Origin of the sequence: Janthinobacterium svalbardense (assembly GCF_002327145.1) — a bacterium.
Taxonomy (GTDB): Bacteria; Pseudomonadota; Gammaproteobacteria; order Burkholderiales; family Burkholderiaceae_D; genus Janthinobacterium; species Janthinobacterium tructae.
This window is the reverse complement of sequence record NZ_CP023422.1, coordinates 5,887,864-5,910,539: the sequence shown is the minus strand read 5'-3', so window position 1 is coordinate 5,910,539 and position 22,676 is coordinate 5,887,864. Positions and strand designations below refer to the sequence as shown.

The following is a 22,676-nucleotide window of genomic DNA, read 5'->3' as shown; positions in this document are numbered from 1 at the left end:
AGCGGTAATTATAGGCGGCGATGGATTTTCGTGACGGCACGCTTTATTCGCCCGCGCCTATGTCGTCCGGGTCGCTTTTGCGCTATGGTGGCGTCATCCCCCTATTTGTTGAAAGCACGCCATGTCCGCAGGATTTACCGCCACCGAGTTGTCCGTTATGAATGAAGACGACGCCCTGATCACCACCCTGGCAGCACCGGCCGGCAAAGGCGAACCCGTCTATCTGATGCTGCAGCGCGCCGACGAGTATGACGAGCAGGACGTCGCCATGGGCATGGACGAACCCTATATTGAATATTGCGGCCAGGAATTTGCCTGGTATGGCCACATGCATGCCGTGATCCTGCATCCGAACCGCTTGTCCGTGCAGATGGATGCCGAGGCGGCCATGCAGATGGATGACGACGGCCAGATCGACGTGCGTTTCAATTTGACGCCGGAGCGCTACGCCCAGCTGCAGCAGGCGCTGCGCACCACGTTCGAGGGCTGCGACTACTATCGCGAGGAACGTTGATCTGCGCGGACGACGCCGGCCATGGCGTCGTCTATGCTCCTTAGCTGCTATTGACTGGGAGGGAAGACGATGACGGTGCTGATACTCGGTTTGCTGCTGTTCCTGGGCTTGCACTCGGTGCGCATCGTCGCCGACGGCTGGCGCAGCGCCCAGCTGGCGCGCCTCGGCGAAAAGCGCTGGAAGGGGCTGTATTCGCTCGTGGCGTTCGCCGGGTTGGGCCTGATCATCTGGGGCTACGCCCTGGCGCGCCAGCAGCCGCTGGTGCTGTGGACGCCGCCCATGGGCTTGCGCCACGCCAGCGCCCTGCTGATGCTGTTCTCGCTGATTTTATTGGCGGCGGCCAATGTGCCGCGCAACCGCATCAAGACCTGGGTGCACCACCCCATGCTGCTGGGCACGCAACTCTGGGCCGTGGCGCATCTGCTGGCCAATGGCAGCGTGGCCGACGTGCTGCTGTTCGGCGGCTTCCTCGTCTGGTCGTCAGTGGATCTGTATGCCGCCGTGCGGCGCGACCGCGCGGCCGGCGTGGCGTACCCTGGCGGCACCATGCAAGGCACCTTGATCGCCATCGGCGCCGGGGTCGCGCTGTGGCTGCTGCTGGCGTTCTGGCTGCATGGCGTGCTGTTTGGCGTGCGGCCGTTTGGCTAAGTACTAGCCTTAGGCGGTAATGCCGTTCAGTTAAGCTGTCCGACGCATTTAAAGGCAAAGGTGTAAGGCGTAAAAACGTAAAAATGGCGGGCCGGAGACGCGAGCCCGAGAAAATGCCGATGGCGGCGTTGCAGCTCCTCGCCGTACATGCGTACTGTCTTCGTCGCTGCGCCTTGCCCTCGACATTTTTCAGGCTCGCTCGGCCCGGTACACCTGTGCGGGCGACTGGGGCTTTAATCCGGTTTGCAGGTCTACTGGTCGCGTAGGGGCGCTATCTGAACGGCATTAAGCCTTAGGCGGCAGCTTCCCTGCTGCTGTGCCCGCTCCCTCGTTCCCGGCCAATTACGGCAAGCAGATAGCCAAATGATCATCTTGCATGGTTTTCAACTGGGACATTTTGTCTCAATGTATGGAAATTGTTTTGAAGTAGTATGCTGCAGAATGTACAGCAGCATCCTTGCATGGCAGTCGCTGACGTTTTCTCCTCTCTCATCCGCATTCGGCCCATCACTGCGCCCGATGCCATTGGTATTTCATAGGTGGATATAATGAAAGAGTCAAACAGGATGTCTGGGGGATGGTTGGAACAGAAGCTGCTGAAGCAGCATTTTGAGGTAGTGCTCCTCACGATAGATAGTGTCAAGTAATAAACTGGAAAGACTCAAAATGATCGATTGGACCCCCATAGTCTTAGTTACCTTCAAGGCTCTCGTGCTCGGCACGGGCATGTTCTTCGCCATCAAGTGGCATTACGATCAAGGGAAGAAGGATCAGGATAAGGCGAAGCAGAATCGCGCGGTGCTGCGCGCCAGCGGCAAGGTGGTCGCAGTCTTCATGCTGTTGCTCCTGGCCTTGGGGATCGTCACCTTCTTCGTTGTCAGGATGGCCGGTCTGGAAATGAGCTATTCATGATGGCAAGGAATCGTCGGCCGCTATTCAATGATGCGGCCGCAAATCCCCGCTGCGGCTAGGGCAGCAGCGGCAGGCGGTTCATGGCGCGCCTCGCTGCAGCGCTATCGGGCGCTATTGGGAGTAATCGCTGGTGTTCGGAATGAATGGACAAGAAAAAAGCCACTAAATCCTTGATTTTATTGGATTTAATGGCTTTATCGGTACTTCTTCGATGTGTCTGGTGGTGCCGGGAGCCGGAATCGAACCGGCACGCTGTTTCCAGCGCGGGATTTTGAGTCCCGTGCGTCTACCTATTCCGCCATCCCGGCAACGCGAGACGCATTATCGCTGATTTGTCACAATCTGGCAAGTTTTATGCTTGGCGTGTGTTTTACACCAGCATTGAGCATGCTTGACGGCGCCGCCTCCAGCGCAAGAAGCGCAGTGCCGCGCCTGGCCAGCCGTCCTGCCTGGAAGACTGGCGCGCGGCCGTCGATACCAATCTCCCCAGTGCCTTCCTGGTGGCCAAGTAGCAGCTGCCTGCGATGGCGGCGTATCCATCGTGCGGGCATCCACGCGGTGCCGGAAACGCCGACGGCCCGGGATGAGCCGGGCCGTCGGTGTCTTGCAGCTTGCCTTAGGCTACATCAAGCTCAGTTGTGAACCGAGTTCAGCTGGCGTGCAATGATGTCGTGGTTGAGCCAGATGACGGGCGCTGGCGGTTCCGACATGGTGTGGAACATCAGCGGGCCCGTGCCTTCCAGTACCAGCGAGCTCAGGTGGTCGGTGATGAGTTCCTTGCGGTCCTTGTGCAGCTTGGTGATCTCGTCCGAGGTGCCGATCATGACGTCGGCCAGTTCTGGCGTGTTGTCCATTGGCCAGGCGGCGAAGTTGCGGAACTGCACGCTGGTGGCGTCGCCGTTGTAGGTGGCGATACGGTCGAGCAAGTCTTGCAGCGAGACGCCGTCTTCCAGCAAGCCCTGGCAGATTTTCCATTGCTCTTCGGCCCAGGCTGCGCCGCCTTCTTTTTTCAGCGCGACGAGCAGGGGGAACAGCGACAGTTCCACACCGACAAAAATGTCGGACGAATTCGTGCGGATTTCCGGGCAGTTGAACACGGTGGCCTTGATGCCTTTTTCCCACGCGGCCTTGGCCACGTTTTCCAGGCGCTTCTTGGCCAGGCCTTGCGTGTAGTTGCTATACGTTTGCCATTGGTATTTGCCGTCGATCAAGATCTCGGTGCCGTGGTAACCGTAGGCGCTGTAGCGCACCTGGCCGCCTGTTTGCTCGATGCGGGCGCGGATGGCGGCGCTGCCGTCGATCAGGTGCTGCAGGGTGTTGGCCGTGACTTCGTCGAAGTTCATCAGGATCAATTTACCCAGGTCGCTGTCGAGCAGGGCGCGCGAGGACATGAAGCGCTCGCCGCGGCCTTTGTAGATGCGGTTGGCAATCGCCAGGAAGACCTTGACCTTTGGAATGCCGCCAGCCATGGTGTGGGCGAAATACACATTGCTGCCGTCAGGAATCAGGCTGTCCAGCTCGGCCATGGCTTTCGCCACGGAAGCGCTGAAGCGGGCGATGCCGGCTTCGCGGCAGCGTTCGATCTGCGCCCAGTCCAGCTTGTCTTCTTGCCAGCTTTTCAGGGTCATGTCGGCCAGCAGGGCCGTCGGCGTCGGTTCGCCGGCAGGCGCATCGAGGTCGAAACCGGCCATCAGCGGCACATTGATGATGCGCCCGCCCAGGTTGGCTTCGGCTTCCGCCAGTTCTTCCGCGTTCAATGGGCGCAGCGCCATGTTTTCATCGCGGCGGCCGACCGTCATGCCGACGATATTCATGCCCGCCTTGCGCGCTTCGTCCAGCAAACCATTCACATAGCCGCGGCCGAACAGCTCGCCGAACAGCACAAAGGTGTCGCCCTTGCGGAAGATATTTTTTTGCGGGATGTCTCTTAAGGACGTAATCTCGGTCATGGTGTCAATTCATTCAAAAATTAGCAGGCAGATGGCTATTCCTACTGCCCGCTGGTTCAACATAGTTGTAAATTATGCGCCATTTCAGCCGGGAAAATCATGTTGCGAACGATTCTCGTCTGGAACGGCTTCTTCTTCTGCGGTGGAGCTCTTATTCTTTCGCCATGGCGTATTTTACGCTGCCCCGGCGCACAGCGCCCGCCCACTGGCCTGGCAGGCGCCGATATTACCCCAGCTTGGCCATGCGGGTCAGTAAAATTGACCTAAAACAAATCCTGCTGCCCGGACACGAGGCGCGAAAAGTCGTCGCCCAGGAAGGGCAGGATCGCGTCGGCCACCGGCTGCAGCTGGCGTGTCAGGTAGTGATGGTAGTCGATGGGCGAGCGCTGCGTTTCCAGCGGTTCCGGCCCTGCCACCGTGATGACATAGCTGATCCACCCGCCGTTCTGGTATTGCAGCGGCCGGCCCTGCGCCAGGTTGTAGGCGTCGGCCGTGCGCGCCGCGCGCACGTGGGGCGGCACGTTGCGCTGGTAATCACCGAGGGGACGGCGCAAGCGCTTGCGGTAGACCAATAAGGCGTCGCATTCGCCGCGTACGGTGCGCGCCACGTAGTCGCGCACATAATCCTGGTAGGCGGCACGCTGGAAGATGCGCCGGTATAACTCTTGCTGGAATTGCTGCGCCAGCGGTGTCCAGTCGCTGCGCACCGTTTCCAGACCCTTGTAGACCATCTGTTCGCTGCCGTCCGGCTTGCCCACCAGGCCCGCATAGCGCTTCTTGCTGCCTTCTTCCGAGCCGCGGATGGTAGGCATCAGGAAACGCCGGTAATGCGTCTCGAATTCCAGCTCCAGCGCATTCTCCAGGCCGAATTCCTCGCGCAGATGTGCATCCCACCAGGCGTTGACGTGCGTCACCAGGGCGCGGCCGATCTTGCCCGCCTCTTCATCCGTATGCGCCGTTTTCAGCCACACGAAGGTGGAATCCGTGTCGCCATAGATGACTTGATACCCCTGTTCGGTGATCAGCTCGCGCGTGCGGTGCATGATGTCGTGACCGCGCAGGGTGATCGACGAGGCCAGGCGCGGGTCGAAAAAGCGGCAGCCACTCGATCCCAGCACGCCATAGAACGCATTCATGATGATTTTTAACGCTTGCGACAGGGGCGCGTTGCGCTCACGCTTGGCCGTCTCGCGCCCTTGCCACACTTGTTCCACGATGGTGGGCAGGCAATGTTTTACACGCGAAAACTGCGCGCCTCGATAGCCGGGCACGGTATCGGCTTCGTCGCCGCTGGTGCCCACCACCAGTCCCACGGGATCGATCAGGAAGGTGCGGATGATGGACGGGTACAGGCTTTTGTAGTCGAGCACCAGCACGGAGTCGTACAGGCCCGACTGGGAATCCATGACGAAGCCGCCAGGGCTGTTTTCGCCCGAGATATCGCCCAGGTTGGGCGCCACATAGCCCTGCCGGTGCATCAGCGGCAAGTACAAATGTTCGAAGGCGGCCACGGAGCCGCCGCTGCGGTCGGCGGCCAGCCCCGTCACGCTGGCCCGTTCCAGCAAGAACGTCAGCAACTCGGTTTTCGCGAAGATGCGCGTGACCAGCTCGCAATCCTTGAGGTTGTAGCGCGCGAGTGCCGGTTTATCCTCGCGGAACCGCCGGTCGATTTCGGCCATGCGCTGGTAGGGATTGTCGATGGACTTGCCTTCGCCCAACAGCGTTTGCGCCACGTTTTCCAGGCTGAACGAGGAAAAGTTCCACGTCGCCGATTTTAATGCTTCGATGCCGTCGATGATCAGGCGTCCCGCGGCGGCGGCAAAATAGTGTTCCTGCTTGCCGCCATGCTCGCGCCATTCCATCACGGCGCCACCGCGTCCCAGCCGCAAGGGAATTTGATAGCGCTCGGCATGTTCCTTGAGCACGCGCAAGTCGAACTGCACCAGGTTCCAGCCGATGATGGCGTCCGGATCGTGCTCTTCCATCCACGTGTTCAGACGTTCGAGGATCTGTGCGCGGCTGTCGCAGTATGCGAGGTCGAAATCGAGTGTCTCGGCGCCGCCGTTTGGCGGCCCCAGCATGTAGACCTGGCGCTGGCCGCAGCCTTCCAGTGCCAGCGAATACAGCTCGCCATGCGCCGTCGTCTCGATATCGAGCGATGCCAGTTTTAATGTGGGGCGGTAGCCGGGCGACGGCCTCAGCTGCACTTCCTGCCCTGTTTCTCCTTTGACGCTTACCGGCGCCGTAATGAAACGCTCCATCAAGTAGCGCTCGGGTGGGCGGATGTCGGCTTCGTACACATCGATACCGTGCGCGCGCAACTGCTTTTCCAGCTTCAGCAAATGCCGGTATTGCTTGCAGTACAGCCCCAGCACGGGACGATGGTGAAAATCGCACAGCGACAGGGGCCGCAACTCGGCGTGGCGCTCGCCGCGCAGCAACAGTTCCGCCTGCTCGCGCTGCTCCATGGGAAGGAAGGCGACGGCCGTCTGCACGGGCAGGCGCACGTGGCGCGGCCCGGCGTCTGTTGCCAGCCAGAAATCGACTTCCGTGCCGGCGGGCGTGTCGCGCCAGTGGCGGGTCAAAATAAAGCCCTGTTCGGGCGGGTGCTGCGCGTTGCCTGTCATGGTGCCGTGAATGTCTGGTGTGCTGGCCTGCACATTACAGCAAGCCGGTGCAGGGCGGGGGCGGTTGCGGCTATAATTTTCAGCATCGAAGACGATAACAAGAGCGCGTCGCGCCGCACACCCTGGAGACAGCATGCAAGCAATGAGTTATGTACATGGCGCCCACGAGACGCCGTTGATCGGCGAAACCATAGGCGCTTACCTGGACGGCGTCGCCGCCCGCTACGGCCAGCACGATGCCCTGATCGTGGCGCACCAGAACGTGCGCTGGACGTATCTGGAATTCCAGCGGCGCGTGCACCGCCTGGCCGCCGGCTTGCTGAAACTGGGCTTGCAGCCGGGCGACCGGGTTGGCATCTGGTCGCAAAATTGCGCCGAATGGGTGCTGACCCAGTTCGCCACGGCGCAAGCCGGTTTGATCATGGTCAACATCAACCCCGCCTACCGCCGTTCGGAACTCGAATACGTGCTCGACAAGGTGCAATGCAGCGCGCTGATCCTGTCGCCCAGCTTCAAGTCCAGCGACTACCTGGCCATCGTGCAAGACGTGGTGCCGGAGATCGCCCGTTCGCGTGCGGGCGCCCTGCAGTCGCCGCGCTTGCCGCAATTGCGCCACGTCATCCGCCTGGGCACGGCCGCCACACCGGGCATGCATAACTTCGACGCGGTGATGGACGGCATCACGGACGCCGACCTGGCGCACCTGGCAGACGTCAGCGCCACCTTGCAGTTTGACGACGCGGTCAACATTCAGTTCACTTCCGGCACCACGGGCGCGCCGAAGGGCGCCACCTTGACGCACCACAATATCCTGAACAACGGTTTTTTCATTGGCGAAGCCATGCGCCTGACGCAACGCGACCGCTTGTGCATACCCGTGCCCCTGTACCACTGTTTCGGCATGGTGCTGGGCAACCTGGCGTGCGTCACGCATGGCGCTGCCATGGTGTTTCCGGGCGAAGGTTTCGATCCGAAGGCCGTGCTGGAAACGGTGCAGGCCGAGCGCTGCACGGGGCTGCATGGCGTGCCGACCATGTTCATCGCCATCCTCGACCATCCTGATTTCAAACAATACGATCTGTCGAATTTGCGCACCGGCATCATGGCCGGCTCGCCGTGTCCGATGGAAGTCATGACGCGGGTCATCGAATTGATGCACATGGCGGAAATCACCATCGCGTATGGCATGACGGAAACGTCGCCCGTCAGTTTCCAGACGGCGATCGAAGACCCGCGCGAAATGCGCGTGTCCTCGATTGGCCGCGTGCACCCGCACCTGGAAGTGAAAATCGTCGATGCGGAAGGCCGGATCGTGCCGCGCGGCGAGAAGGGCGAATTGCTCACGCGCGGCTATTCCGTGATGCAGGGCTACTGGGGTGACCCGGAAAAAACAAATGAGGCCATCGACACGGCGCGCTGGATGCACACGGGCGACCTGGCCGTCATCGATGAGAACGGTTTTTGCAGCATCGTCGGCCGCTCGAAAGACATGGTCATCCGTGGCGGTGAAAACATCTATCCGCGCGAGGTGGAGGAATTCCTGTACCGCCACCCGAGCGTGCTCGACGTGCAATGCGTGGGCGTGCCCGATGCCAAGTATGGTGAAGAACTGTGCGCCTGCATCATCCTGCGGCCGGGCACGCAGGCCACCAGCGAGGATATCCGCGCCTTTTGCGACGGGCAGATCGCCTATTACAAAATTCCCCGCTATGTGCGCTTCGTCGAGGAATTTCCCATGACGGTGACGGGCAAGATCCAGAAATATTTGTTGCGCCAGCAAGTTGCCACGGATCTGGGGCTGAGCGCGGAATAATCCTATCGCCAGCACATAAAAAAACACCGGGACGCTCGCGCGGCCCGGTGTTTTTTTGATGGCTGCAGCGTGAAGCTCAGGCCAGTTGCGCTTGCGGTGCGCGCGCTGGCGTGCGGCGGCGCATGAATGCCAGCAAGCCCAGACCGGCCAGCAGCATGGCCCAGGTGCCTGGTTCCGGCACGGCCGAGACGTTGACCGTATTGAAGCCGGAGCCGTTCATGGAAACGTGGCCATAATTGACCGAGCTGACCGAATTGGCGATCAGGGTGCCATTCATGTTGCCCGAACCCGAGAAAGCGCTGTTCGGCGCCAGGATGCTGCCGTTGATGCCGACGTTCTGCAGGCTGGTGGTGGTGGCGTTGGCGAAGTTGAACAGCGTGCGATCAGCGAAACTGGTGAAATTGTCGAAGCCGCCGCTCATGGTGATTTTGGTGGCCGTGCCGTTGATGATGATGCTGGCCGTGCTTTTCAGCGACGATACGTCCAGGATCAGGTTATGCAGGTTGTCCGCATCGATCGTGAAGACATTCACGTCGGCGTTGACGTCGCCCACCAGCTTGAAGCCGCCGTATTGGGAGATCACGGTGCCGTTCGATTGCAGCTTGGCCACATCGCCCGACAGGGTCGTCAGTTGCTGCTGGGCCGCTGCAAAGTCCAGGGTGGAGGCATTGCCCTTGCTGAAGGTGCCCGTTGGGTACCACGATGGCGCAGTCACGCTGCCGTTGGCATTGCTCACGCCGTAGACGCCCGTGCCGTTGATGCTGCCGCCGCCGATGTTCAGGTTGCTACCGGCAACCAGCGTGTTGGCGGCGCTGCCCGGCTTCTTGTTCGTGCCGACGCTGTAGCCGTCCAGGTAGATACTGCCGCCAGCGGCCAGGCTGCCGCCGACGCTGGTAAAGCCGCTGGCGTTGCTGCTGCCGATGTTGCCGAAGATGAAGGCCGAGTAGCCGTTGGCGACACCGAGGTCAATCACGGTCGCCTGGGCCGAGGAGCTGAAGGAAAAAGCGAACAGGGCGGCGCTGATGAGCGGCAAGGTGCGTGAGGCAAAAAATGTCATAAATATTCTCTAGTAATAGGGACGGAAGGGCGGGAAAGCAAGTACACCGCCATCGCGCTGGACGACATTATAATATAAAAAGCAATTGTCGTTCATTTTAGCTAATTGACTATACTTAAAGGCAACATTCGTGTGTTACCTGACGCGCTGGTACAGGCGGAAGCGCTCCACATTGTCGGTGGGGCGGCGGCCCTCCCATAGTTTGATCCAGTCCGCGCCGTGATGCTCGGGCAGCTGTTCCTTACTGTCAGGAACCTTGATGCTGTCTTGCAACAAGAACACATCGCATTGCTGCTGCTCCACGCTGGCAAACGGCAGGTGGCCGTAGTAGGCGAACGAGGCGCGCTGGGCGGCGCCGACGTTGCTGTTGATGCACTTGCTGCCTGGCGGCAGATGGATGGAAATCTGGTGCGCCACGCTGGCGTAGCTCTTGCTGTAGTTCAGCGGCGGCAGGAACAGCGTCATGATCAGGACCCAGATCAGGATCAGGCCGCCGGACGACAGCACCACGGCGCGCCACAGCACGGCAGGCTGGCGCGAGATGCGCCAGTGCACCAGGGCGATCCAGCCGGCCGTGACGCCAGCGGCCACGAAGAAGGCCACCAGTTCCAGCTCGGGCTTGAATCCTGGCACGAGTTTCAGTGCATTGTGGGCCTGTTGCGGCGGCCAGCCCGTCAGGATGGCGAACCAGAACAGCCACAGTACGATGGCGCAGATGGTCAGCACCATGACGGAGAACCAGTCGATGGCGTTGATGGCGCCCCGTTTCATGGTCAGCAGGCCGAACGCGGCCATCACGGCCAGCGGCGGCAGCAGGGGCAACAGCTGGCTCGGTTCGGGATCGGGGTGGCACAGACCCAGGATGGCCAGCATGGCGACAAAGGTCAGCGGCACGACGATGTGCAGCACGTGGCGCTGGCGGCGCCAGGCATACACGGCCCAGGCGGCGAACGGCCACGCGGGCCAGAAGAACCAGATGCCGACACGCAAGAAATATTGCAGGCTTTTCAGGCTCGGGGCGCTGAACTGGCGGCAATTCCACTCCATCCATGCCTGCAGCGGCGAATGGCCGTATGGCTGCAGCAGTTCGCCCGGCAACAGCCAGACCAGGGCCAGTGCGATGGACACGAGCACGGCCAGCGCCAGGTGGCGCATGCTGCGCAGCAGCGGCAGGCGCAGGAAGACGGTGCACAGCAGCAGGGCGATGCTCAGCGCCGCCGGCGTGATCCAGCCGCGCGTGAGGGTCAGGCCGCCCAGCGCCAGGCCCAGCAGGGCCGCATTGCGCATGGACGGGCCTTCCACATAGCGCACGGCGCGATACAGCAAATAGGCCATCAGGGACACGTACAGCGCTTCGGCCGTGATGTCGTGGCTGTGCTGCAGCAAACCCAGGCAGCCTAGATAGATGAGCACGGCGGCATCGGCCAGGGTACGGCCGAAATCGTCCGGCTCGGGCTGGCCACCGAAGGCCAGGCGCAGGGGCTGGGCGTCATTGCGGCGGCCCAGGTTGAAGGCGGTGTACCAGACGGACAAGGTGCTGACGGCGAAGATGCCGATGGTCGACATGCGCGCGCCGAAGACGTCGCCGTCGATCCAGCCGAACAGCTTGATGAAAATGGCGCCCAGCCAAAAGGCCAGCGGGCCTTCCTCGGGCCAGGACAAGCCGGCCACGTTGGGCCACAGCCAGTCGTTCAGGCCGCCATGCGCCATGGTCCACATGATGCCGAAACTGGCGGCGTCATCGTTCTTCCACGGTTCGCGGCCGATCAGGCCAGGCAGGATGTACAGCAGGCCAAGCGCAAACAAGGCCCATCGTGGCAGCGCGAGTGTGGCAGCGGCAGGAAGGCGGACTGGCTTCATCGATAATCGGTATCAGAATAGTGGCAAGACGCGACGAATGGCGTCGGGTATGCGCGAGTATAAAGTAAAGCGGCCAAAGACAAAAAAGGCAGCCGTAGCTGCCTTTTCTCTGGTAGCCGAAGCTGCCCTTTTTTTGCCGCAGAGCGGCAAAAATCAGCCTGCTGCGACTGCGGTTTTCGAACCAACGGTACCGAACTTCTGACGGAACTTCTCGACGCGACCAGCGGTATCGACGATTTTGTGCTTGCCCGTGAAGAATGGGTGCGATTCAGCCGAAACCTCGATCTTCACCAGTGGGTATTCTTTACCGTCGTGGGTGATTTTTTCGCGGGTTTGGATGGTCGAGCGGGTAACGAATTTGAAATCGCACGACAGATCGTGGAAAACAACTTCGCGGTATTCTGGATGGGTATCGACTTTCATGGTCTTCTCTCTAGTTTGGTAGCCAAACAGCACTTCGTCGGTCGTCTTGCTTCTTGACCCGATTGCCGATCACTTGCCAGGGTTTAAAATAATGCAACCGTCGATTATATAGCGCTTTCGGGCTGGCGGCAATAAAAAAGCCGCTCAATGAGCGGCTTGCATCGATAACCCAAGGCAGAAACTGGGGTCGGACCCTCAGGGTCCGACCCCGGCGGTTCAAGGGTTCACGTCAAATTAACCACCGCGGCGCATCATGTCAAAAAACTCTGCATTGTTTTTTGTTGCCTTCATTTTATCCAAAATGAACTCCATCGCCTCGATCTCGTCCATCGAGTACAGCAACTTGCGCAAGATCCAGATTTTTTGCAGCTCGTTCGGCTTGATCAGCAGTTCTTCGCGGCGGGTACCCGATTTGTTCAGGTTAATTGCCGGATAGACGCGTTTTTCAGCCAGACGGCGTTCCAGATGCACTTCCATGTTGCCGGTACCCTTGAATTCTTCAAAGATCACGTCATCCATGCGCGAACCCGTTTCGATCAGCGCCGTGGCGATGATGGTCAGCGAACCGCCTTCTTCGATATTGCGCGCGGCGCCGAAGAAGCGTTTTGGACGTTGCAGCGCGTTGGCGTCGACACCACCGGTGAGGACCTTGCCCGAGGCAGGGATGACGGTGTTGTAGGCACGGGCCAGACGGGTGATCGAGTCGAGCAGGATGACCACGTCTTTTTTCATTTCGACCAGGCGCTTGGCTTTTTCCAGCACCATCTCGGCTACTTGCACGTGGCGCGTGGCCGGCTCGTCGAAGGTCGAGGCGACGACTTCGCCGCGCACGGAGCGTTGCATTTCGGTAACTTCTTCCGGACGTTCGTCGATCAGCAGCACGATCAGCGTGATATCCGGGTGATTGGCCGTGATCGCATGAGCGATGTGCTGCAGGATCACGGATTTACCGGATTTCGGCGATGCCACCAGCAAGCCGCGCTGGCCTTTGCCGATCGGGGCGATCAGGTCGATGATACGGCCGGTGATGTTTTCCTGGCCATTCATTTCACGTTCCAGGCGCAGCGGCTCGTTCGGGTGCAGCGGCGTCAGGTTTTCAAACAGGATGCGGTGTTTCGACATCTCCGGCGATTCGCCGTTGACCTTGTCGACTTTGACCAATGCGAAATAGCGTTCGCCATCTTTCGGGGTCCGTACCTCGCCCTCGATCGAATCGCCGGTGTGCAGATTGAAGCGGCGGATTTGCGAAGGGGAGATGTAAATGTCATCGGTGGACGCCATGTAGCTGGCGTCAGGCGAGCGCAGGAAGCCGAAGCCGTCTGGCAGCACTTCCAGGGCGCCGTCGCCAAAAATCTGTTCGCCGGACTTGGCGCGTTTTTTCAGGATAGCGAACATCAGCTCCTGTTTGCGCAAGCGGGCTGCGTTGTCAATGTCAAGACCGATCGCCATCTCAAGCAGGGCGGATACGTGTAGGGCCTTTAGTTCGGATAAATGCATATGTGTTGAGTGTCCCGAGACGGGATGTAAAGGTAGGGGAGGGGACTGCGTGGCGTTGATTAATTATGGGGCAGGCTGTGCACGAATGATGGCAAAGCCGCTTCCCGGTCTATCCAGTCAGGCGGCGCTGCGGGCGCAGCGCTGCCTATCATACATTAAATGTTGCTGTCGACGAAAGCGGTCAACTGGCCCTTGGCCATGGCGCCCACTTTTTGCGCAGCTGCGACACCATCCTTGAACAGGATCAGGGTCGGGATGCCGCGGATGCCGAACTTGGCAGGCACTGCCTGGTTGGCGTCCACGTCCATCTTGGCGATCACGATGCGGCCGGCGTATTCCTTGGCCACTTCTTCCAGGATCGGGGCGATGGCCTTGCAGGGACCGCACCATTCAGCCCAGAAGTCCACCAGGACGGGCAAGTCGGATTTCAGGACGTCTGCTTCAAAAGATGCATCGCTAATGTGTTTGATATTTTCGCTCATATTTTCCTCAAATGAGGGTGGGATCAATAATGCCTGGGATTAACCATACGCTGGTTCGCCATCCATGCTTCCTGGAATGCAGCTAGCAGATGGGGACAATGGGCACGACTTCAATATTCTTGGAAGGTGCGACCAGAGGTATGCAGGCGGGGATGGCTGAAATAATAACCCATTTTTTCAAAGCGTGGCGATTATTGCAGAAAAACTTGAGGCATATCGCCACCGCGCGTGCAGGCAGGGCGGCAAAGCCGCATGCCTGCTGGCCCGCAGCGCCGTACCCGCCCTCCGGCCATCCTCCGCGCTCAGGCATGTACGCTGGCCAGACGCGCCGTGTGCTGCAGTTGCAAGTTCACCATGAGCTGCAATTCCGCGCTTTCCATCGGCTTGCGGAAGGTGCCTAATATATGCAGGCCATTGGCCACGGCCAGGCGTTCGGCCGCCAGGCGCACGGCCGAATGCAGACCCGACAGCAATACTACGCCGCCGCGGAAGCCATTCTCCGCCGCCATGCGCAGAAATTCGATGCCGTCGATGTCGGGCATGGACAGGTCGCAGATCAGCAGGTCGGGCTGGTGCTGCTTCAGGGCCGCCAGCGCCTGTTCGCTGTGCGATTCGCAGCGGATGTCGAACGGGCCCATTTGCTCGAGCATGTCGCTCAGCACGTCGAGCATGAAAACGTCGTCGTCCAGCAGCAGCACGCGCAACGGCGCCAGGCCTGCTTCGTTGTGTTCCCGGCTTGCTTGGTTTGATACAGTATTCATCGTTCTGTCTTCCTATTGATATGCTGCATCGTTGTCGATGCCGATACCTTGCCGTAAGGTGATTTGGCGGTAGCTAATCGTCATTGGCAAAGCTGGTGTTATTCATGATTTGTTCGGTAATCAGTTCCAGCAGGGGCCACAGGCGCGCCACAATGTGTTGTGCCCGTTCAGCCTCGTCGGCCGGTTCGCCCGGCGCCAGGGTTTCCAGGTTCTGGCACAGTTCGGCCAGCCCCAGGGCCCCCACGGTGCGCGCCGAGGACTTGATGCGGTGCCCCAGTTCGCGTACCTGGTGCACGTCGCCGCGTGCCAGGGCCGCATCGATGTCGCCAAAGCCATCCTGCGTCGTCTGCAGGAACTTGAAGGCAAATTTACGCACTTTTTCCGGGTTGTAGCCCAGCAACTTGGCCAGGATGGACAGGTCGATCACTTGCGGATCGCCGGCCAGCGTGGTCTTGAAGGCGGGCGCGGCGCGGCTGCGCGCGGGCGGCGACGGTGTCTCGCGCGCCGGCAGCCAGCTGGCGATGGTCTGGTACATCATGGCCGGCTGGATCGGTTTGGAAATGAAATCGTCCATGCCCGCCTCCAGGCAGCGCACGCGGTCTTCACTGGTGGCCGTGGCCGTCATGGCCAGCACGCGCAGATGCGCCAGCTGCGGGTCGGCGCGGATGTGGCGCGTCGCTTGCAAGCCATCCATCAACGGCATCTGCACGTCCATCAGTACGCAGTCGAACTGCGTCTGGCGCAGCAGGTCAAGCGCCTCTTCGCCATTGTTGGCCAGGCAGACGGAGGCGCCCGCTTCTTCCAGCAATTCCAGCGCCACTTGCTGGTTGAAGGTGTTGTCTTCCACCAGCAGGATGCGCGCATGCTTGAGCGTGCGCATGACCAGGGCGGCGTCGGCGCTGGCGCGCATGGCCGCTGCCGTCTGCGCCATGCTGTCGAGCATGGCCGGCGCCGCCTGGTCGGAAATACCCAGATTGGCCGTGAACCAGAAGGTGCTGCCGGCGCCGGGGCGGCTGTCGACGCCCACGTCGCCACCCATCAGCTGGGCCAGCTGCTTGCAGATGGCCAGGCCCAGGCCCGTGCCGCCATATTCGCGCGTGGTGGAGGTGTCGGCTTGCTGGAAGGACTGGAACAGTTTACTCATTTCATCCTGCGACAGGCCGATGCCGTGGTCGCACACTTCGAAGCGCACCAGGCAGTGCTTGGCGTCCGCCACCACTTTGCGCACTTTCACGGTGATGCTGCCCTGTTCGCTGAACTTGATGGCGTTATTGGCGTAGTTAATCAGCACTTGCCCCAGGCGCAGCGGGTCGCCCACCAGCACGGCCGGCAATTGCGGGTCGATCTCGAACAGCAGTTCCAGGTTCTTGCTGGCGGCGCGCGGCGCCACCACCGTCATCAGGGTTTGCACCACGTGGTCGAAGCTGAAGTTGACGCGCTCGATTTCCAGCTTGCCCGCCTCGATTTTCGAGATGTCGAGAATATCGTCGATGATGCCCAGCAAATGTTCGCCGGCGAAGCGGATTTTTTCCAGGTAATCGCGCTGGCGCGGTTCCAGGTCTGTTTTGAGGGCCAGATACGCCATGCCGATCACGCCATTCATCGGCGTGCGGATTTCATGGCTCATGTTGGCCAGGAATTGTCCTTTCGCCAGGCTGGCCTCTTCGGCCACCTGCTTGGCCTGGTCCAGTTGCTCCGTGCGCTGCGCCACGCGCTCTTCCAAGTGTTCATTGAGTTCGCGCAAGGCGCTCTCGCTGCGCTTGTGATACGTGATGTCCGTCAGGCTGGCCACCACCATGCCCACCTTGCCGTACTCATCGCGGATGGCCTCGGTATTTACGGACAGCCACGACAGGCTGCCGTCAGGCTGCTGCACACCCATCAGCACGTCGCGCATGGCGACACCCGTCGACAGGGTGATGTGCACGGGATGGCTGCGCTGGTCGAAAGCGGAACCATCTTCGCGGATGGCTTGCCACAGGCTGCGGTTGGCCGGACTGGCCGGACTGGCCGCCAGCATGCGCTCGGCGGCGGCGTTGCTTTCCAGGATGTGGCCTTGGCTGTCCTGCACCACCAGGCCATTCGTCACGGCGCCGAACACGGAGGCCATGCGCTGGCTGGAGTTCGACAGGGCGATGGACGCCTGGCGCCGTTCCGTGATGTCGGTAATCATCGCCAGCGTGCCGCCCGGCTCGCCATTCTCCGACTGGATACTGGTGCTCGACAGCAAGCCCCACAGGCTGGACAAGTCCTTGCGGAAGAAGCGGAAGTCGACCTGGTCCGGCTGGCTGGCCAAGCTGCCGTGGCTGGCCAGGCGCCGCTGCATCAGCAACTGGCTGTCGCGGTCCATGAAGTCGAGCATGGGACGGCCCAGCATTTCCTGCACCGTATAGCCCAGCATGTGCGCCATCTTCGGGTTGACGAAGGTGGTTTTGCCGTCCGCATCCGTCATCCAGATGCCTTCGGCCGCCGTCTGCACGATCAGGCGGTAGCGTTCCGAACTGGCGTGCAAGGCTTCTTCGGCGCGCTGGCGCTGCGTCATGTCGCGCAGCGAGACGATGGAAAACACTTGCCCGGCCATGCGCAGCGGCGACAGGCTGACCTTGGCGGGGAAGTGCGTGCCATCGCGGCGGCGCGCCATCATCACCCGGCCCGGCAGGCTGTGCCGCGCTTGCGGGTCGCCCACGGAGTGGTTGGCCGTGCTTTCCGGCACCAGTTGCTCCAGCGACATGCCCGTCAATTCTGCCAGCGGATAGCCGAAACAGCGCGCGCCGATCTGATTCGCGTAATGCACCTTGCCCTCCACGTCGGCTACCAGCATGGCTTCGGGCGCCGCTTCCAGCATCGAACGCATGCGCGATTGCTCGTCCTGCTTGCGTTCGCTGATATCGCAGACGATGCCGCTGGCGTGGGTGGCGGCGCCATCCGAGGCGCGTGCCAGCACGGCGCCGCGCGCCAGCAGCCAGCGCCAGTGGCCGTCGCTGTGGCGCAAACGGAATTCGCAATTGAAGGTGCCGTGCGCCTGGCCATCCAGATGCTGGCGAAATGTAAGACTCAGGCGTGCGCGGTCGTCGCGGTGTACTTCGGCCAGCCAGTCGGCCAGTGTATGGTCGAGCCTGGCGCTCTTGTCGCCCAGCACGTCCTGGTACTGGGAAGCGAACTGCAAGCGGTCGGACTGGCGCCGCCAAGTCCAGCCAGTCAGGGCCGCGCCGCGCAAGGCTTGCCCCGCATCCTGTTCGCTCAGGGCATGGGCGGGCAGGAGCCGGTGGCGCAGTTGTTGCCGCAGCCGCCAGGCTTGCCAGCAAGCCAGTCCCGCCAGGGCGGTGGCGCTGGCGGCAGCGTACGGCCACAGCAGTGTCGGCGCCATGCCGTGTACCGCCGCCTGCACCGGCAGCGAGAATGCCATGCCTGCCGCCAGTATCATGCGAGCGAGCCGACGCAGCGCAGGGCGCCGTCGGCGCGGTGCGCTGAAACTCGTGTGGCTGCAATACGACAAATGCATCCCTTTCTGGGGCATGATTGAACTGGGCTGACAGGGCATGATGCGCGCTCAAATAAACGCCTGCGGCGCTTTCTGGCGGCAACTATAGCATCGAATATTTAGTCGCAGTAGTTAAGTTCTGAAACGGCCAAAACGGGATTTTTTTTGCCCCGGAATGGCTGTTTTTTTTGCGATTTGGTGAGAATTCGTGAGAAAGTTGGCGCGAAATCGTGCTACTCAATTGCGGCGATAACCTTAGGCGAAGCTTCCTGCAAACTGATAGCGGTGTCCGGGATGCCACATGGTGGCGATCGAGGCGATCTTGCCGCCCGAGCGCGTCTGGCGGCGCAGCACCAGGCATGGCTGTTTGGTGTCGATGGCCAGCATTTCGGCGATGTCGCGCGGCGCCGACAGCGCCTCGATGCTGTAGGTGGCGCCTTGCAGCGGGGCGGCGGCCATCAGGTATTCGTTCGGCGTGATGCTGGAAAAATCCTGCGTCATGTAATCGGGCGCGCATTCGGGATTGACCCAGCGGTCTTCCACCTGGATCGGCACGCCGTTTTCAAAATGCACGATCAGCGAATGAAACAGCGGGTGTTCCGGCGGCAAGCCGAATTGCTTGGCCAGCAAATCCGAGGCCTTGGTGCGTTCGAGTAATTGCAAGCTGCTGCGGTGGATATGCCCACGCGCGCGCACTTCATCGGCGATACTTTTGATTTCCAACAAGGTCGCCTGGTATTTTTGCTGCGCCACGTAGGTGCCGGAACCCTGGCGCCGCGTCAGTATTTGCTCGCTGGTCAGTTCGCGCACGGCGCGGTTGACCGTCATGCGCGAGACGCCGAATTGTTTTACCAGGGCTTGCTCGGAGGGAATCACGTCGCCTTCCTTCCAGCGTCCGGCGGCGATGCCGGCCAGCAGAAAATCCTTGATGCGCTGGAAAATGGGCGTATTTTCCTGGGTAGTATGATCGTCCAATGCGGTTTCTCCGGGGGCGCGGGCAGGGCGCGCCCCCGGCTGGAGGCGCGATGGCCGATTTTAGCACCGAGCACGCCGCCTGCCGCCAGCCTTTTTTGAATTCAAAAGCAAGCGCCGGAGTGTGGCGCGCGCGGCTGCTGGCTATGCTGGCTACTTGCCAATGACAAGCACGGAGTCCGACATGGATCACTCTTACACCACCGATGATGAACGCTGGGACGCCCTGCAGCGGCGCGCGCCCGACGCCGACGGCGTCTTTTATTACTCGGTGCGCACGACGGGCGTGTATTGCCGTCCTTCCTGCGCCGCGCGTCCCGCCTTGCGCCGCAACGTGGCGTTCCACGCCAGCTGCGAGCAGGCGGAGGCGGCCGGCTTTCGCCCCTGCCTGCGCTGCAAACCGAATTTGCCGCCGCTGGCCCAGCGCCAGGCGGCCATCGTGGCCGACATCTGCCGTTTGATCGATGCCAGCGACGAGCTGCCTGACCTGGACAGCCTTGCCAGTGCCGCCGGCATGAGCCGCTTTCACTTTCACCGTGTCTTCAAGGCGCACACGGGCATCACGCCAAAAGCCTATGCGGCGGCGCGGCGCGGCGAGCGCCTGAAGGCCGGCTTGCAGGGCGCGGCGAACGTCACGGAAACGTTATATGCGGCCGGTTTCAATTCCAGCGGCCGCCTGTATGCCGCCACGCCGGGCTTGCTGGGCATGACGCCGGGCGCGTTTCGCGCTGGCGGCAGCGGCGCCGTGATCCGCTTCGCCATCGGCGCCTGTTCGCTGGGCGCCATCCTGGTGGCCAGCACGGAGAAGGGCATTTGCGCCATTTTGATCGATGACGACCCGGAAGTGCTGCTGCGCGACTTGCAGGACCGCTTTCCGCAAGCCGAGCTGCGCGGCGCGGAAGCGGACTATGAACAGACGGTGGCGCAGGTGATCGGCCTGGTCGAAGCGCCCGCTATCGGTCTGGACTTGCCGCTCGACGTGCGCGGCACCGTGTTCCAGCAGCGCGTGTGGCAAGCCTTGCGCGACATTCCCGCCGGCAGCACGGTCAGCTATGCCGAGCTGGCGCGGCGCATCGGCGCCCCGCACGGCGCGCGGGCCGTGGCGGGCGCCTGCGCCGCGAATGCGCTGGCCGTCGCCATCCCTTGTCACCGCGTGGTGCGCAACGATGGCGCGCTGTCCGGCTACCGCTGGGGCGTGGAGCGCAAGCAGGCGCTGCTGGAGCGCGAGGGCGAGCGGTGAGGGCGCTGGACTGGCGGCAAATCGAGGATGCGCTCAATGCGCATGGCTATGCCGTCGTGCCGGGCTTGCTCGATGCGGATGCCTGCGCCGCGCTGGCGGCGCAGTATGACGAGGCGTCGCGTTTTCGCAGCAAGGTCGTGATGCAGCGCCACGGTTTTGGCCAGGGCGAGTACCAGTACTGGGCGTATCCGCTGCCCGACGTCGTCGCCGATCTGCGCACGCGCTTGTATTCGCCTCTGGCAGCGATCGCCAACCGCTGGCATGCCAGCATGGGCCTGGAGACGCGCTTTCCGCCCAGTCACGCCGATTTCCTGGCGCGCTGCCATGCGGCCGGGCAGACGCGGCCCACGCCCTTGCTCTTGCGCTACCGCGCAGGCGATTACAACTGCCTGCACCAGGACCTGTATGGCGAGCACGTGTTTCCGCTGCAACTGGCCGTGCTGCTGTCGCGCCCGCAAGACGATTTCACGGGCGGCGAGTTCGTGCTGACGGAGCAGCGCCCGCGCATGCAGTCGCGCGCCGAGGTCGTGCCGCTGGCGCAGGGCGACGCCGTCCTCTTTCCCGTGGCGCAGCGCCCCGTGAATGGCATGCGCGGCAGTTACCGCGTCAACATGCGCCATGGCGTGTCGCGCCTGCGTTCTGGCTTGCGCCACACCCTGGGCATCATTTTTCACGATGCGAGCTGAACGCTAGCTGCGACGCTTGAGTTTCCAGGATTACATGGCATGATGGCTCTTCTTGTCACTCTTTCATTTCTGCCATGTCCGCGTTGCTCCGCCTGCTGTGCCTGTTGACCATGTTCCTGTTGCCCGCAGCCCACGCGGACGATGGCGCATCCTCGCTCTTTGCGCAAGCCGCGACTACCATCGCGCCGTCACAGGCTGCGGCGGCCAGGACGGCGCCGCTGATGTTTGCCAACCGCAAGGTATTCATCTTCCGCGCCGCGCTGGCCGGCTATCCGCCCGATGAACGCGCCATCGGCGCGCAGCGCCGCCTGGAAGGCGTGCTGGCGAAAAACGGTCCCTTGCAGACGAGCACGCGCATGATTCCTGAAGGCACGCAAGTGCTGCTCGACGGCGTGCAGCTGTTCGTCGTCGTGCCCGGCGACGTCAACCAGTTGGCCGGCGACACGACGGAAAGCGTGGCGAAAGTGGCGGCTGGCGAGTTGAGCAAGGCCGTGCTCGACTATCGCGAGCAGAGCAGCTGGCGCTACCTGGCGATCGCCGCCGCCGTATGCGCGGCCGCCACCCTCGTGTTCTGGCTGGTGTGGCTGGGATTGACGCGCTTTTACCGCTGGGCCAAGCGCCGCAGCGGCATCCTGCTGGCCTCGCGCCTGCGCGATGTGCGCCTGAAGAATGTGCGCGTGCTCGACGCCGAGCACTACATCGCCTTCGCGTATCAACTGCTGAGCGCCGTGCTGTGGGGCTTGCGCCTGATGGCCACGTATCTGTGGGCTGCCTTCGTGCTGGGCCGCCTGCCCTACACGCGTTCCTGGGGCGAAAGCCTGAGCGGCTATCTGTTCGACGTGGCGGCCGATGTCTTGCACGCCATCATCGGCGCCTTGCCGGGGCTGGTGCTGGTGTGCGTGATCTTCGCCATCGCGCGCCTGATCGCCGCCACGGCCGCCTCGCTGTTCAAGCGCGTGGAAAGCGGCGAATTGCAGATCGGCTGGCTCGACAAGGACACGGCCCTGCCGACGCGCCGCATCGCCAGCGTGGTGATCTGGCTGTTCGCGCTGGCCATGGCGTATCCGTATCTGCCCGGCTCGCACACGGCCGCCTTCCAGGGACTCTCCGTGCTGGTCGGCCTGATGGTGTCGATTGGTGCGTCGAGCATCGTCGGCCAGGGCGCGAGCGGCCTGATCCTGATGTACACGCGCGCCCTGCGCAAGGGCGAATATGTGCGCGTGGGCGACAGCGAAGGCACGGTGGTCGACGTGGGCATGTTCGAGACGCGCCTGCGCACGGGCCTGGGCGAGGAAGTTGCCTTGCCGAACGCTTGGGTCATGTCGCAAACGACGAAAAACTATTCGCGCGCCCAGCCCGGCGGCGGCTTCGTGCTCGACTCCACCGTCACCATCGGCTATGCCACGCCGTGGCGCCAGGTGCACGCCATGCTGGAACTGGCCGCGTCGCGCACGCCGGAACTGTCGACCACGCCGAAACCGTACGTGATGCAACTGGCGCTGCAGGATTACTACGTGCAATACCGCCTGGTCGCCTACGCCAGCGCCGAAGTCCCCCGCCAGCGCGCCGAAGTGCTGAACCGCTTGCACCAGAACATCATCGACGTCTTCAACGAATTCGACGTGCAAATCACCTCGCCGCACTACATCGATGACCCGAAAGAGTCGCACGTGGTGCCGCCTAGTGAGTGGTTCAGGGCGCCGGCAAGGCGGGGGGAGGAAGAGACGAGTCAAGTGGTGCCTCCGAAGCCCTGA

Annotated in this window: 17 protein-coding genes and 1 tRNA gene; 7 read left to right on the top strand and 11 right to left on the bottom strand. The window is 61.9% G+C overall.

Annotated features, from left to right (window positions below; translation table 11 throughout):
* Window positions 1-121: 121 nt before the first annotated feature.
* From CNX70_RS26300 to CNX70_RS26290, 3 genes are all read left to right on the top strand, one after another.
* Entirely contained in the window at window positions 122-514 is a 393-nt protein-coding gene (locus CNX70_RS26300; protein ID WP_096237964.1) for an Imm10 family immunity protein, read from the top strand.
* Window positions 515-583: 69 nt separating this feature from the next.
* The gene (locus CNX70_RS26295; protein WP_096237963.1) at window positions 584-1,162 is read left to right on the top strand and encodes an NnrU family protein; all 579 of its coding nucleotides are present in this window, start codon (window positions 584-586) and stop codon (window positions 1,160-1,162) included.
* Between the two features lie 666 nt (window positions 1,163-1,828).
* The gene (locus CNX70_RS26290; RefSeq protein ID WP_071075378.1) at window positions 1,829-2,074 is read left to right on the top strand and encodes a hypothetical protein; all 246 of its coding nucleotides are present in this window, start codon (window positions 1,829-1,831) and stop codon (window positions 2,072-2,074) included.
* Window positions 2,075-2,295: 221 nt separating this feature from the next.
* On the opposite strand, the gene CNX70_RS26285 is transcribed toward CNX70_RS26290, so the two are convergent.
* The 3 genes from CNX70_RS26285 to CNX70_RS26275 all read right to left on the bottom strand — a co-directional run bounded on the left by CNX70_RS26285 (window position 2,296) and on the right by CNX70_RS26275 (window position 6,650).
* A tRNA-Leu gene (locus CNX70_RS26285) sits at window positions 2,296-2,382 on the bottom strand.
* 324 nt (window positions 2,383-2,706) lie between these two features.
* Complete coding sequence (locus CNX70_RS26280; protein WP_096237962.1) at window positions 2,707-4,023, bottom strand: enoyl ACP reductase FabMG family protein; 1,317 nt, start codon at window positions 4,021-4,023, stop codon at window positions 2,707-2,709.
* Between the two features lie 263 nt (window positions 4,024-4,286).
* Window positions 4,287-6,650 (bottom strand): DNA polymerase II, encoded by a 2,364-nt coding sequence (locus CNX70_RS26275; protein WP_096237961.1) that lies wholly within the window; start codon window positions 6,648-6,650, stop codon window positions 4,287-4,289.
* Window positions 6,651-6,783: 133 nt separating this feature from the next.
* Between CNX70_RS26275 and CNX70_RS26270 the strand changes: the two genes are divergently transcribed.
* On the top strand, window positions 6,784-8,463 hold the full coding sequence (locus CNX70_RS26270) for an AMP-binding protein (RefSeq protein ID WP_096237960.1): 1,680 nt from the start codon (window positions 6,784-6,786) through the stop codon (window positions 8,461-8,463).
* A 76-nt stretch (window positions 8,464-8,539) separates the two neighbouring features.
* Here the strand turns inward: CNX70_RS26270 and CNX70_RS26265 are convergent, their stop codons facing one another.
* The 8 genes from CNX70_RS26265 to hutC all read right to left on the bottom strand — a co-directional run bounded on the left by CNX70_RS26265 (window position 8,540) and on the right by hutC (window position 18,999).
* Window positions 8,540-9,520: a choice-of-anchor A family protein gene (locus CNX70_RS26265; protein ID WP_096237959.1), complete on the bottom strand. Its 981-nt coding sequence runs from the start codon at window positions 9,518-9,520 to the stop codon at window positions 8,540-8,542.
* 135 nt (window positions 9,521-9,655) lie between these two features.
* Window positions 9,656-11,380: an ArnT family glycosyltransferase gene (locus CNX70_RS26260; protein ID WP_096237958.1), complete on the bottom strand. Its 1,725-nt coding sequence runs from the start codon at window positions 11,378-11,380 to the stop codon at window positions 9,656-9,658.
* 153 nt (window positions 11,381-11,533) lie between these two features.
* On the bottom strand, window positions 11,534-11,803 hold the full coding sequence (locus CNX70_RS26255; protein ID WP_010401544.1) for a type B 50S ribosomal protein L31: 270 nt from the start codon (window positions 11,801-11,803) through the stop codon (window positions 11,534-11,536).
* 234 nt (window positions 11,804-12,037) lie between these two features.
* Window positions 12,038-13,300: a transcription termination factor Rho gene (gene rho / locus CNX70_RS26250; RefSeq protein WP_034746249.1), complete on the bottom strand. Its 1,263-nt coding sequence runs from the start codon at window positions 13,298-13,300 to the stop codon at window positions 12,038-12,040.
* 155 nt (window positions 13,301-13,455) lie between these two features.
* Entirely contained in the window at window positions 13,456-13,782 is a 327-nt protein-coding gene (gene trxA / locus CNX70_RS26245) for a thioredoxin TrxA (RefSeq protein ID WP_071075390.1), read from the bottom strand.
* 302 nt (window positions 13,783-14,084) lie between these two features.
* Window positions 14,085-14,543, bottom strand: a complete 459-nt coding sequence (locus CNX70_RS26240) for a response regulator (protein WP_096237957.1) — start codon at window positions 14,541-14,543, stop codon at window positions 14,085-14,087.
* A gap of 73 nt (window positions 14,544-14,616) precedes the next feature.
* Entirely contained in the window at window positions 14,617-17,949 is a 3,333-nt protein-coding gene (locus CNX70_RS26235; protein WP_096237956.1) for a PAS domain-containing hybrid sensor histidine kinase/response regulator, read from the bottom strand.
* Between the two features lie 330 nt (window positions 17,950-18,279).
* A complete protein-coding gene (hutC, locus tag CNX70_RS26230) occupies window positions 18,280-18,999 on the bottom strand; it encodes a histidine utilization transcriptional repressor HutC (RefSeq protein WP_096237955.1) in 720 nt (239 codons plus the stop codon).
* Window positions 19,000-19,180: 181 nt separating this feature from the next.
* On the opposite strand from hutC, the gene ada reads away from it, so the two are divergent.
* From ada to CNX70_RS26215, 3 genes are all read left to right on the top strand, one after another.
* A complete protein-coding gene (gene ada, locus CNX70_RS26225) occupies window positions 19,181-20,236 on the top strand; it encodes a bifunctional DNA-binding transcriptional regulator/O6-methylguanine-DNA methyltransferase Ada (protein WP_096237954.1) in 1,056 nt (351 codons plus the stop codon).
* Window positions 20,233-20,922 (top strand): 2OG-Fe(II) oxygenase, encoded by a 690-nt coding sequence (locus CNX70_RS26220; protein ID WP_096237953.1) that lies wholly within the window; start codon window positions 20,233-20,235, stop codon window positions 20,920-20,922. The genes ada and CNX70_RS26220 overlap by 4 nt, the downstream gene beginning before the upstream one ends.
* Before the next feature lie 74 nt (window positions 20,923-20,996).
* Window positions 20,997-22,676 carry a mechanosensitive ion channel family protein gene (locus tag CNX70_RS26215; RefSeq protein ID WP_096237952.1) on the top strand — a complete coding sequence of 560 codons (1,680 nt, stop codon included), beginning with the start codon at window positions 20,997-20,999 and terminating at the stop codon, window positions 22,674-22,676.

Excerpts from the sequence above, each read along its gene's own strand:
- CNX70_RS26300 (WP_096237964.1), top strand. The coding sequence starts at position 122 with ATGTCCGCAGGATTTACCGCCACCGAGTTGTCCGTTATGAATGAAGAC.
- CNX70_RS26295 (WP_096237963.1), top strand. The coding sequence starts at position 584 with ATGACGGTGCTGATACTCGGTTTGCTGCTGTTCCTGGGCTTGCACTCG.
- CNX70_RS26290 (WP_071075378.1), top strand. The coding sequence starts at position 1,829 with ATGATCGATTGGACCCCCATAGTCTTAGTTACCTTCAAGGCTCTCGTG.
- CNX70_RS26280 (WP_096237962.1), bottom strand. The coding sequence starts at position 4,023 with ATGACCGAGATTACGTCCTTAAGAGACATCCCGCAAAAAAATATCTTC.
- CNX70_RS26275 (WP_096237961.1), bottom strand. The coding sequence starts at position 6,650 with ATGACAGGCAACGCGCAGCACCCGCCCGAACAGGGCTTTATTTTGACC.
- CNX70_RS26270 (WP_096237960.1), top strand. The coding sequence starts at position 6,784 with ATGCAAGCAATGAGTTATGTACATGGCGCCCACGAGACGCCGTTGATC.
- CNX70_RS26265 (WP_096237959.1), bottom strand. The coding sequence starts at position 9,520 with ATGACATTTTTTGCCTCACGCACCTTGCCGCTCATCAGCGCCGCCCTG.
- CNX70_RS26260 (WP_096237958.1), bottom strand. The coding sequence starts at position 11,380 with ATGAAGCCAGTCCGCCTTCCTGCCGCTGCCACACTCGCGCTGCCACGA.
- CNX70_RS26255 (WP_010401544.1), bottom strand. The coding sequence starts at position 11,803 with ATGAAAGTCGATACCCATCCAGAATACCGCGAAGTTGTTTTCCACGAT.
- rho (WP_034746249.1), bottom strand. The coding sequence starts at position 13,300 with ATGCATTTATCCGAACTAAAGGCCCTACACGTATCCGCCCTGCTTGAG.
- trxA (WP_071075390.1), bottom strand. The coding sequence starts at position 13,782 with ATGAGCGAAAATATCAAACACATTAGCGATGCATCTTTTGAAGCAGAC.
- CNX70_RS26240 (WP_096237957.1), bottom strand. The coding sequence starts at position 14,543 with ATGAATACTGTATCAAACCAAGCAAGCCGGGAACACAACGAAGCAGGC.
- CNX70_RS26235 (WP_096237956.1), bottom strand. The coding sequence starts at position 17,949 with ATGGCATTCTCGCTGCCGGTGCAGGCGGCGGTACACGGCATGGCGCCG.
- ada (WP_096237954.1), top strand. The coding sequence starts at position 19,181 with ATGGATCACTCTTACACCACCGATGATGAACGCTGGGACGCCCTGCAG.
- CNX70_RS26215 (WP_096237952.1), top strand. The coding sequence starts at position 20,997 with ATGTCCGCGTTGCTCCGCCTGCTGTGCCTGTTGACCATGTTCCTGTTG.